Here is a 12,396-nt window from a genome sequence, read left to right as displayed (position 1 = left end):
GAAATAAACTGATGACAATTGATTAACTTTTAAATATCGGTTGGCAGATTTAATTTTGTAGTAAATTTACATATTATCCGCTTTTGTCTAATGAAAGTTTAGCGTATTGTTACATATCCTTTTTATATTTATTAAGTTTCAATTTACAAAATCTTAACTTTTTATTTTTTTTTAAATAAAACCTGATTTTAATTTTGTTTCATAGTCTTTTTTAAATGTATATTTGACTTTTTTTAAGATAAAAAAGAGAAATATTATAATTATATCCCAATATTATAAAAAATCAAAACCTAGACTTGATAGATAGAATATGTTTTATATATTTGGACTTTAATAGATTTATTGTTTTATTAAAAAATAATTGCAAATAATACAAAATAATAGTTTTTAACGATAAAATTTACAACATGGCATTAAAAGGGCTTTTTAGAAAAAAAACAGTTCAGGATATTTTAAAACAAGTCGAGAAAAACAATTTGGATGGGCATGATGCACTAGGAAAACATTTAACAGCCAAAGATTTAACAGCTTTTGGAATTGCAGCTATTGTTGGTGCAGGTATCTTTAGTACCATTGGTAAAGCCAGTTTTGACGGTGGTCCAGCAGTAATTTTCTTGTTTTTGTTTACTGCAATTGCCTGTAGTTTTGCAGCCTTTGCTTATGCCGAATTTGCTTCTATGGTTCCCGTTTCGGGTAGTGCCTATACCTATTCTTATGTAGCTTTTGGAGAATTAATTGCTTGGATTATTGGATGGGCCTTGATTATGGAATATTCGGTAGGTAATATAACCGTAGCCATATCGTGGAGTGATTACTTTACAGGACTACTCTCCAGTGGCGGAATTGATATTCCACAGTGGACTCAAATGGATTATTTAACCGCTTCAAATGGTTTTAAAGACGCTACAGCCCTAATGGAAGGTGGTAAAACTTTTGAAAACTTGAGTTCTGGAATGCAAAATGCTTACACTGCTTGGACAACTTCTCCTGTAATTGGTTCTTTTCATATCGTTGCCGATTTACCCGCTTTATTAATTATAGTTTTGATTACAGCTCTTATTTATAGAGGAATGAAAGAGTCTCGTAACGCAAGCAACATCATGGTAGTGGTAAAATTGTGTATTGTTCTTTTGGTTATTGCAGTTGGAATCTTTTATGTAGATACTACGAATTGGCATCCTTTTGCACCAAACGGAGTTTCTGGGGTTTTAAAAGGGGTTTCGGCAGTATTTTTTGCTTATATTGGTTTTGATGCTATTTCGACTACAGCTGAAGAATGTAAAGACCCACAGCGTGATTTACCTCGTGGAATGATGTGGGCGATTGTTATTTGTACCATTCTTTATATCGCCATTGCATTGGTACTTACTGGAATGGTAAGTTACAGTACTTTGAATGTGGGAGATCCGTTGGCTTTTGTTTTTGACGAATTGCATTTGAAATGGATGTCGGGAATTATTGCCGTAAGTGCTGTAGTAGCTATGGCGAGTGTTTTGTTGGTTTTTCAAATGGGACAACCGCGTATCTGGATGGCTATGAGTCGTGATGGTTTGTTGCCAAAGAAGTTTGCAACCGTACATCCAAAATTCAAAACGCCTTCTTTTGCAACAATTGTAGTTGGTTTTGTGGTTGCTGTTCCTGCTTTGTTTATGAATTTAACAATGGTAACCGACTTGTGTAGTATCGGAACGCTGTTTGCATTTGTATTGGTATGTGCGGGAGTTTTGGCGTTGCAAAATAGAACGGATATTCCTAGAGGAAAATTCAAAACACCTTATATCAATTCCAAATATATTTTCCCTTTGTTGATTGTAATTGCTTTAATTTTCTCTTTTGGATATAATAAAAAAGCGACTATGGGTTTCATTACCAATGAAACTAAAACCAATAATTCGGAGTTTATTATTACATCATTAAACAAAGAAGAAACTCAAAAAGTATATGATTATTTGGTAAGTATAGAATCTAAAAGTAATGCTAGCGAAAAACTGGATGTGGAGCAATTATTGAGTCAATACCAACAAGATGATGCTAAATATGAATCGGTTGTTGCAGCTTTGCCTATTTCAGATTCTATAAAGTACGAAAGTGGATTTGATTTATTCAAACACAAAATACCAATGTGGATTTTCCTTATTGTAATTGTTGGATTGGTATTCTGGTCCTACAAAGAAAACTTGTCTTTGATTCCGCTTTTGGGTTTAATCTGTTGTTTGTATATGATGGCGGAATTAAGTGTGTGGAACTGGATTTATTTTGGAATTTGGTTGTTGTTTGGATTGGTGATTTACTTTGGTTTCAGCCGTAAAAACAGTAAATTGAATCTTCCAGAATCATAGTTGGTATTCAATTTTAATAAAAAAAGTAAACGTTCCAATTTTTTTTTTGGAACGTTTTTTTTTAACTTTTAATCTAGTTTGTGATCTTTAGAATTAATGTAAATAGTGCTTTGAAACATAAAATAAAACTATCAATGCTAAACAATAAAAATATATTTTACAATCTTTGACCTCAAAATAACTAAATAGTATTATGAGCAAAACGAAACTAACAATCAATAGAAATGGATCTTTAAAAATTGAAGGGGATTTCGAAATAGTAGACCAAGACGGGAACGTTTATGGCTTACAAGGAAGAGAAGCTTTGGGACTTTGTCGTTGTGGATTATCTGCCAATAAACCTTTTTGTGATGGATCTCATCGCAATAGTTTTGAGCACGATGCAAAAGCATTTGATTTACCTCCAATGAAAACAAAATAGATTTTTTCTATTTTAATTGTATAAAAAAAAGCTGCATTTTAATTAAATGCAGCTTTTTTTAGTTCTTATTTTTCTAATCCTTCGAAACGGTAAGTTCTACTAAGCAAGCTTTCATCATTTGGTACGTTCTTTCGATGTCATTATCCAATCCAATAGAGAAACGAATTAGTCCATCAGTCAATCCCATTTCTTGTTGTTCTTCCAGCGGAATTTCACTTGAGGTAGATGTTCCTGGTGCACTGAATAATGTTTTGTAAAATCCTAAACTCACCGCTAGATAACCCAAATTACGAGCTTGCATTAACTCCATTACCGCATTGGCTTTTTCCAAAGTTCCAACATCAAGTGTCATCATTCCTCCAAATCCATATTCAGGATTAATCATACCTGCATACAATTTGTGACTCGGATGACTTTTCAAACCAGGGTAAACGGTTTTGATGCCGTCTTTTTCAAAACGTTCTGCCAAATAACTAGCATTATAGCTGTGTTGTTTCATGCGTATGTGCAACGTTCTCATGTTTTTCATCACACTAGCAGAACGTAAACTGTCCATTGTTGGTCCAAGTAGCATACTTGCTCCAGAGTTTACATTTTTAAGACTGTCAATAAATGCTTGCGAAGCACAAGTAACGCCACCAACAGTATCACTACTTCCGTTAATGTATTTTGTTAAGCTATGAATCACAATATCGGCTCCCAAACGAGCTGGAGAAACCGAAAGTGGCGAAAACGTATTATCTACCACCAAAGTCAAATTGTGTTTTTTTGCAATTTTGGACAAACCTGCAATGTCGGCTACTTCTAGTAAAGGGTTGCTCACCGTCTCGCAATACAAAACTTTGGTTTGAGGTGTAATGGCAGCTTCGACTACATCCAGTTTTGTAATATCAACAAATGAGGTCTGAATACCAAATCGAGGTGTAAAGTTTTTAAGAAAAGCATACGTTCCGCCGTAAATGGTTCTGCTCGATACAATATGATCACCAGCTCCGCACAATTGCAAAAGAGTAGGAGTGATAGCGCCCATTCCCGAAGCCGATACATTTGCAGTTTCGGTTCCTTCCATTGCTGCAAGTGCTTTGTCTAGGTAAAGATTACTTGGTGACGAATGTCGGGAATACAAATAACAGCCTTCCATGTTGCCCTCAAAAGTATCAAACATAGTTTTGGCCGAAAGGAAAGTATATGTAGATGAATCCGAGATAGACGGGTTCACACCACCAAATTCGCCAAAGTACTGTAAATCCTGAATGTTGTCTGCGGGATTGAAATTTTTCATATTTTATTTATTAATGTCATTACGAGGTACGAAGTAATCTGGAGCTATTCCTGCTATTCGTTGCAATCTTTTGTTTTTTAAAGAAAAAAACAAAAGGATTTCCACTGCTATCAGGGCTAGGGTTTTTCGTTGTTAATTCGACTTCAAAATAATGACAGTTTAGATTATTAATCAATACTTGGTCTGTATTTTAGATTATAAAACTATTATAAATAAAAAATGTAAATTTTATTTCTAAATTTGTCATTAAAATAAGATGCAGATAGATTTTATTTCATTTTTAGTTCAAAACCCAATACCCATAACCCATAACCCAATACCCATAACCCAATACCCATAACCCAAAACCCCATAACCCAATACCCATAACTCACAACCCAAAAGAAAAATGACACTCGACTCCACCGACAAAAAACTATTGCATTTGTTGCAAACAGATAGTAAGCAAACCACCAAAGAATTATCACTTAAGCTCAATCTTTCGGTAACTGCCGTTTACGAACGGATCAAAAAACTAGAAAGAGAAGGCATTATAGATAAATATGTAGTTTTGCTTAACCATTCGAAAATCGAAAAAGGATTTGTTGTTTTTTGTCACCTCAAATTGATTCAACACACGGTTGAATTTATATCAAAATTCGAAAGTGAAGTGATTCAGCTCAAAGAAGTATTAGAATGTCATCACGTGAGCGGTGATTATGATTACATCTTGAAAGTAGTTGTAAAAGATATGGAGGCCTATCGCGAATTTTTGGTTACAAAACTAACTACTCTAGAGCATATTGGTAGTACACACAGCACGTTTATGATCAGCGAAGTAAAATATACGACTGTTGTTGAGGTGTAGTGTATATAAAAGTGATTTCGATTCTATAATAAAATTTCGTCTTTGTTTCTGTGTTAATGGTTAAGTGGATTTTTGAAACTGGATTTATTTTGGAATTTGGCAACTGACTGGAGTTTTGATTTATTTTGTTTTTTACTAAAAAAACAAAAATGATTTTGAAAGTGACTTTATACAGAAATATAAAATGAAAAGCCGTTCTGATATTTATTCAGAACGGCTTTTCATAAAAATTTATTTATTATGGTTAATGAACCTATTTTTTAATGATTTTTTGCATGGTTTCTGTTCCATTTTCTAATCGGATGGTAACAAAATAAAGACCAACACTCAAACGGCTTACATCAATGCTTCCTTCATTTAATTTTCCTTCTTGCACAATACTTCCCTGCGCCGAAATAATACTGTAATTACTTAAAGCACTTGTTGAACTAATTTGCAATGTCTCATTCACAGGATTTGGATACAAACGTATAAGGTAGGTTTCTTGTTTTTCGGTTGTTAATCCCAAAGTACCCTCATCTTTGGCCGTAGTTACACCCCAAGTATAGGAGTATCCATTGGTTTTATTCAATAAATCAGGTGTTTGATTGGCAGATCCGCTAGACCCATTATTGAAAATTATATTTACAGACGTTGGACCTGTTATCGTGTATTTATAAAAACCATTCGTGTCTGCAATCATTGGTACACCTGGCCAAGTTGTATTGGCAACACTTCCTGACGGAACAGCATTCCAATAATGTACTTTTGGAACAGTTGTCCAGCTCGTTGGTGGTTTAAAATAAACGGTTAGAGTTGTGGCGGCACTAAAATTATAAACTTCGGATTTAACCGTCGAAACAGCACCGCTAGTATTTTTTACAAACGCTTTTAATGTAGTGTTAACAGTAAAAGCAAATGATTTTGTTCCAATTGCATAAGCCGAAGCTGTTGTTGGAGTTGTTCCATCTAAGGTGTAATAAATAGTAGATGATGTTTCATTAGCTGTCAAAACAACATTTACAGTTGTTCCGGTTGTAAAGGTACCTCCAGGTTTTGAATTTGTGAAATCAGGCACAATAATTGGACATCTGTTGGTAGGTTCAGCACTTAACCAAGCCGAATCGTAATATTTAATTCCTGCTGCGACAGTTAAGTCCCCTGTTTTTAGGTTTCCATCATTAAATAATAAGTTTGTTGCGCTTACAGTTGATGGAAAAGTATATTTATACCAACTTCCACAATCTTGAGTCATTGCTACCCCTGGGTAGGTTACAGCAGGCGCAGTTCCCGTTGGAGACCAGTAATAGATTTTTACAGTAGTACTCCAGTTTGTTGGCTTTTTAAAATAAACGGTAAATGTACTTGGAGTATTAAAAGTATAAGTCTCTGTTTTAATGGCAGAACTAACTCCGGCTGTATTTTTGACAAAAGCTTTAAGAGTTTTTGTGCTTGTTATTGCCACTATTTTGGAGCCTATTGAAGAGGCAGAAGCTGTTGTAGGTGCTGTCCCGTCCAAAGTATAATATATTGTAGAGGTACTTTCGTTTGCTGTTAATGTAACGTTTACAGTTGTTCCAGTTGTAAAACTTCCTCCTGCTTGTGAGATCGTAAAATCGGGAGCAATAACAGGGCATCTGTTTGTAGGTTCTGCACTTAACCAAGCTGAGTCATAATATTTAATTCCTGCTGTAGTATTTAAGTCGGCAGTTTTTAAGGTTCCGTCATTAAATAATAAATTTGAAGCAGTGACTGTCGTTGGGAAAGTATATTTGTACCAATCTCCACAATCTTTTGTCATTGCCACTCCAGGATAGGCTACAACAGGCGCAGTTCCTGTTGGAGACCAATAATATACTTTTACAGCAGCATTCCAGTTGGCTGGTTTTTTAAAATAAACTGTGAATTCAGGAATTGCTCCGATGGTGTATAATTTTGTTGTAATTTCTGATGAATTGCCGTCTAAATCTACTGCAAATGCCTTAATAGTCGTATTTTTTGTTATGTTTATTGTTTTGCTGGATTGCACAAAACTTGAGGAAAGAGTTGGAGTAGATCCATCTGTTGTATAGTACAATTTTGGTTTAGGATCAGTGCTGTCTGTAGCGGATAGGGTTACGTCTAAAGCTATTGTAGAATTACCAGCATCTGGAGTAAATGCAACTTTTGGAGCTACATCCAGATTTTTTCCAACCCATACGTGTTGAATTTTAGATTTGGTTATATTTCCTTTTTTATCCGTTACTTCAACATAATAATCTAGTAATTTTTCTGATATTCCAGCAATTTCAGCAGAATATTGACTGGCAATTACGTCTGGCAACATGTATAAATCGGCCTGTGTACTATTGGTGAAATTTCCTTTTGGAAAAACTCTTTCGGTCATTGGTAGTGATATCCATGCTCCAACTTCACTGCCTCCAGCGTAAATCTCGTTTTGATTTGAACCGACAGTGTTCTTGCCGTCAACATCAATTCTATATTTTAATTCAGATTTTTGAATGCCACTCACATCATAAGCAAAAGTATAAACAGTAAAGTCGGCTGAATTCAAGAAATCCTTGTAGGCATAAGGCGCGCCATATCCTTTTTCACCTGGATTATAAGGCCAGCGTTGCGGAATGAAAACTGAGGGTTTTGTTGCATCTACACCTGGATGTGCATCTAGTGTAGGTTTTGCAAATTGAACGCAACGATTTACAGCAAGTGTTGTTTTTATTTCTAAGTCTTCGGCTAGACCGTAATAAGCATTTCCACTGTCATAACCAGCCATCAAGAAGTGCCATGCTTTTTCAGCTGGACTTATAGCAGCAGTTGGATTTACAATTTCGCTCATTCTAAGATTGTTTCCCTCTAGTTGCTCTGCCATGATAGCATGGTTTTCACCTGCAGTAGTTATGGCTTGGTTCATCATGTCTTCGGTCCAACCATTTGGGTTGAACTTTTTGGTAACGGGATCAAAGAACGGCCAGAGCCAGTTTGTAAATTGCGGATGGCCAAAATCACCGTCAGCATTTACCCATGCACCATCTTCAACATGGACTACTTCTGATTCGGGAACTGGATTATCTTGTAAATATTGAGGTATTGTGGTTGGAATATTTCCATTAGCAGCCGATGTATGCGAAAATCCTGTTACAGATTCGTTGTAATAAGATGAGCCACCGCCCCAAGCATTATCGCCATCGTGAGCAAATAATACCAATGGGCGTCTTGGAGATGTTGAGGCTTTGGCAACAATTGGATCGATTAAAGAAGTACCAATCGCAGCATAGCCATCTTCATAACTTTCATAATCCGCCATTGGAACTACAGTGATTTTATATTCCTGTGCCGTTTCTGGATCAACATATTTAGCCTTGTACGGAAGATAAGAATAGGGAACTGCAAACTGACCACCACGAGCGTCTTTTTGAGCTGAAAACCAAGTGTTTCCTTTTGTGTCTACCTGATCGGCTTTATTGGGAACATCACACATAGTTCCGCCAGAACCATATTTTACAGGATAATCGGATAATGTTCTGGATAAGTGACTATTGGCTATCACCGACCATTCGATACCGCATTCGGTTAATGTTTTTATAATTCTTTCAGAGAAAGCACATTCTGCAGGCCAATATCCTTTTGAATCGTGCGAACCAAACAATTGTGCCGAGTAATATTGATGCGCTTTGATTTCTTTTTTTAACGCTTCATCGCTTAACAGTGGAGAAAGTGCATGATGCATAGTAAACGACACTACTTCCATACGGGAGAAACCGCCAGATGTTTTCCATGATTTAGCATCTTTAATATTTTGAGTCCATGAATTGGAGTAGCCCCATTGATTGGATTGTGCAAGTTCATTAATATTCTCCATCAAAGAGCCGCCATAAGTTATTTGCGCTCCTGCTTTGGCTAAATCCCGAATAGAATTAATAGCATTTTTTGGAGCAAATTGATAAGCAGCAACACGATCGCCTATGCCGAAAATTTCTTCTAGGTTGTTTGTAGGATGAGCAAGGCCATTTTTATCATTATTAGCTCCCGATACTTTTAAATCTTGTGATTCTTTTACAATTTGATATCTATTGGGATTCTTTTTACTTAGATCACCCCAATATGTAGGTTGATGCAAATGCCATAAATAAGTTGTATTCACTTGTGCCTTTACAAAAACAAAAGGAATTAAAAGGACATAAAATAATAATAGGTTTTTTTTCATGGTTTAATATTTTCACATTTATATTGTAATTTTTTTGTTAAATGTATATTTTATTAACATAAAAATTACAGTGTTTGTTTTTGTACGGCTACTATTACGTTGTAGTGTTTGTAACTTTGTTGTTTTTAACAAAAATCAAAAAAACTGTTTGTAATTTTATTGTAATTAATTGTTTGTTAATTGGTTGTATAATGCTTGGTTTTGATTTTAGTATTGTTAATATGAATTATAAAGTGGAGTAGTTTTTAAAGAGTATTGATGCTTTTGGAACTATATGTTGGTTAAGAGATAAATTATGATTTGTTGTTTTTTATAAAAAGTTTTTCAATAATTCTTGATGAAATCGTTATAATTCGAACAAAAAACCTCTAAAATTAAACTTTAAACAAAACTTTATTCCTTAATTTTGCATCACTAAAAATAAAAATTAGATACTATGAGTTCATTTGACGTAGTCATTATAGGTTCTGGGCCAGGCGGATATGTTTCGGCTATTCGTTGTGCACAACTGGGTTTCAAAACTGCCATTATAGAAAAATACTCCACTCTTGGGGGAACTTGCCTTAATGTAGGATGTATTCCATCAAAAGCATTGTTGTCATCTTCTCATCATTATGCAGAAATTAAACATTTTGCCGATCATGGAATTGAAGTTTCAGGTGAAGTAAAAGTAAATCTAGAAAAAATGATTGCTCGCAAACAAGGTGTAGTAGATCAAACATCTGGAGGAATTAATTTCTTGATGGACAAGAATAAAGTAACCGTTTTTAATGGTTTAGGATCTTTTGTAGATGCTACTCACGTTGCTATTGCAAAAGGGGATGGAACTTCGGAGACAATTGAAGGAAAAAATATCATTATAGCAACGGGTTCAAAACCATCTTCGTTGCCTTTTATTAAAATTGACAAAGAAAGAATCATTACTTCAACAGAAGCATTGGCTCTGAAAGAAGTGCCAAAACACCTTGTAATTATTGGTGGTGGCGTTATCGGAATCGAATTGGGTCAAGTATATTTACGATTGGGAGCGCAAGTTTCGGTTGTAGAATACATGGACCGAATTATTCCAGGAATGGACGGAGCTTTGTCTAAAGAATTGACCAAAGTGTTGAAAAAACAAGGGATGAAATTCTATGTTTCGCACAAAGTAAAATCGGTAGAAAGAAATGGAGAAGTTGTTGTGGTTCAAGCTGAAAATGCTAAAGGAGAAACGATTACTTTAGAAGGAGATTATTCTCTAGTTTCTGTAGGTCGTCGTCCGTATACGGATGGATTGAATGCAGATAAAGCAGGAGTTAAAATTTCGGATAGAGGAATGGTGGAAGTAAACGATCATTTACAAACTTCCGTTCCAAATATTTATGCAATTGGAGATGTCGTTCGTGGAGCTATGTTGGCTCACAAAGCCGAAGAGGAAGGAACAATGGTTGCAGAAATTTTGGCTGGTCAAAAGCCACATATCGATTACAATTTGATTCCTGGAGTGGTTTATACTTGGCCAGAGGTCGCGGCTGTTGGACAAACAGAAGAGCAATTAAAAGCCTCTGGAGTAGAATATAAAGTGGGAAGTTTTCCTTTCAAAGCGTTAGGTCGTGCTCGTGCGAGTGGAGATTTGGACGGATTTGTAAAAATCCTTGCCGATGCCAAAACCGATGAAGTTCTTGGAGTTCATATGATAGGTGCTAGAACTGCCGATTTGATTGCCGAAGCAGTAACTGCAATGGAGTTTAAAGCCTCAGCCGAAGATATTTCGAGAATGTCACACGCACATCCAACATTTGCGGAAGCGATAAAAGAAGCTGCATTGGCAGCAACAGATAATAGAGCTTTACACGTTTAAATTGTAATCTTCTATAAATTATAAAACCCCGATGGATTTAAAATTCTGTCGGGGTTTTGATTTTAAAAAGGCTTTTTATTATGCTTCAAACAAACCTTTGTAGCTATCCCATTTGGTATAAATCAAGAATATATTGCCCAATAATAAGAAAGCTGCAACAGGTATTCCTTCTGGTGCTAGACAAATGTGCACGAAAAGGATGTTGATTGAAATAGGCATCAATAGAATAAAGGCTAGTCTATTGAATTTTCCTGATACAAAAGCCAATCCACAGATGAGTTCTACACTTTTTACCAAAGGCATTAAGTAGCCAGAGGCATTCATCCCATCATTGAAAAGTTTCATGTTTCCTGTTAAAACAGGTTCAGGGAACAGCTGCAAAAAATAGCTTACAGAAGCAAATAATAATAGTAATCCAATTAGTGAACGAATGATAATAGTGGCAATTTTCATGGTTTTTGAATTTTAAAGGTTTGTATTGATGAAAGTGGTTCGTTCAAATGTAATTATTTTTTTAGTTGGTTGCAATGAGGAAAGTAAGGACCATTCATTTAAATTCGCTTATTCCTTTTTTAAATATTTTTTATAAAGAAAGAAACCGCCAATAGCTATAAATAAGAACCACCAAATTTCTACTAAAAAAACAATCACGTCAAGTAGTACATACCAACCCGTTTTTAAAGAATCGAGTATTCGTATTCCAATATGTGGTTTGTAGTAATTGTGATCCTTTGTAATAGCATTCATTTCTTGTTTTACGGACTCGTGTTGGTATATTTGTATGCTTAAGGTGCTGAAATTAACTTGATCTTGGATAGATAAATTTTCAATTTTGGAATTGTCATTTTGCTCTTTTTGATTGGCCAAAGTATTTTCGGCATCCATAATGTCGTTTATTTTTTTTCCTTTTGTATCAATTGCTTTTTCTACTCTTTTTTCATTTTTACTACTCCTTTTTTGGGAAAGTTGGTTGGAAAGTATTTTCAAAGAGACATCATCTGCTTTAATGATTCGATAATCCAAAAAATCAATTTGTTTGGCAATAGATTTTATTACAGTATCCAGCCTTTTGTTGGGTACACGAATGGTTATATTGTTTTCTACGTTGTATCGAGTAGTTTCGAGTGTGCTGTCTTGGCTAACTTTGGTTTCAAATTTATCTATAATGTTACTTTGTAAATTGGTATAGGTGACAAAACCATCAAATTGATTGGTGATATTTTCAATGCCATAAGTCGATTTTATGACATTCTTTACTTTGAATTTTAAATCTGCTGTGCGAATAAATTTTCTAGTACTTCCTTCTTTTTCTATAGCTGCAGAGGAGGAAATAGTATCTGTTACTGTCTCGGAAGCAACTTCTTCGTTGGCACTGCTTTTTTTGCAAGAAAATAGTAAAAGAGTTATGGTTAATACTGTTAAACTAATTTTTGTGATTTTTGTCATAATGTTTGATTTAAGTGTTAATTTTAAGATTTTTAATT

Annotated in this window: 8 protein-coding genes; 4 read left to right on the top strand and 4 right to left on the bottom strand. The window is 34.9% G+C overall.

Annotated elements, in window-relative coordinates:
- The first annotated feature begins 407 nt into the window (after positions 1–407).
- The gene (locus AC8GF4_RS04080; RefSeq protein WP_506592895.1) at positions 408–2,339 is read left to right on the top strand and encodes an amino acid permease; all 1,932 of its coding nucleotides are present in this window, start codon (positions 408–410) and stop codon (positions 2,337–2,339) included.
- A gap of 193 nt (positions 2,340–2,532) precedes the next feature.
- Positions 2,533–2,760 (top strand): CDGSH iron-sulfur domain-containing protein, encoded by a 228-nt coding sequence (locus AC8GF4_RS04075; protein WP_506592893.1) that lies wholly within the window; start codon positions 2,533–2,535, stop codon positions 2,758–2,760.
- Between the two features lie 73 nt (positions 2,761–2,833).
- Here the strand turns inward: AC8GF4_RS04075 and AC8GF4_RS04070 are convergent, their stop codons facing one another.
- Positions 2,834–4,042, bottom strand: coding sequence for an aminotransferase class I/II-fold pyridoxal phosphate-dependent enzyme (locus AC8GF4_RS04070; protein WP_506592891.1), 1,209 nt, complete (start codon positions 4,040–4,042; stop codon positions 2,834–2,836).
- Positions 4,043–4,430: 388 nt separating this feature from the next.
- On the opposite strand from AC8GF4_RS04070, the gene AC8GF4_RS04065 reads away from it, so the two are divergent.
- Positions 4,431–4,889: an Lrp/AsnC family transcriptional regulator gene (locus AC8GF4_RS04065; protein WP_506592889.1), complete on the top strand. Its 459-nt coding sequence runs from the start codon at positions 4,431–4,433 to the stop codon at positions 4,887–4,889.
- Positions 4,890–5,142: 253 nt separating this feature from the next.
- Here the strand turns inward: AC8GF4_RS04065 and AC8GF4_RS04060 are convergent, their stop codons facing one another.
- Positions 5,143–9,072, bottom strand: a complete 3,930-nt coding sequence (locus AC8GF4_RS04060) for a starch-binding protein (RefSeq protein WP_506592887.1) — start codon at positions 9,070–9,072, stop codon at positions 5,143–5,145.
- A gap of 436 nt (positions 9,073–9,508) precedes the next feature.
- On the opposite strand from AC8GF4_RS04060, the gene lpdA reads away from it, so the two are divergent.
- Positions 9,509–10,912 (top strand): dihydrolipoyl dehydrogenase, encoded by a 1,404-nt coding sequence (gene lpdA, locus AC8GF4_RS04055; protein ID WP_506592885.1) that lies wholly within the window; start codon positions 9,509–9,511, stop codon positions 10,910–10,912.
- 78 nt (positions 10,913–10,990) lie between these two features.
- Here lpdA and AC8GF4_RS04050 read toward each other — a convergent pair whose 3' ends face one another.
- Both AC8GF4_RS04050 and AC8GF4_RS04045 read right to left on the bottom strand, forming a co-directional pair.
- Positions 10,991–11,365: a DoxX family protein gene (locus AC8GF4_RS04050; RefSeq protein WP_506592883.1), complete on the bottom strand. Its 375-nt coding sequence runs from the start codon at positions 11,363–11,365 to the stop codon at positions 10,991–10,993.
- Positions 11,366–11,473: 108 nt separating this feature from the next.
- Entirely contained in the window at positions 11,474–12,358 is an 885-nt protein-coding gene (locus AC8GF4_RS04045; RefSeq protein WP_506592881.1) for a DUF4349 domain-containing protein, read from the bottom strand.
- Positions 12,359–12,396 lie beyond the last annotated feature (38 nt).

Origin of the sequence: Flavobacterium rarum (SeqCode) (assembly GCF_965234445.1) — a bacterium.
Taxonomy (GTDB): domain Bacteria; phylum Bacteroidota; class Bacteroidia; order Flavobacteriales; family Flavobacteriaceae; genus Flavobacterium; species Flavobacterium rarum.
The sequence above is the reverse complement of the archived record's forward strand: the minus strand, read 5'-3'. Positions and strand labels throughout refer to the sequence as shown.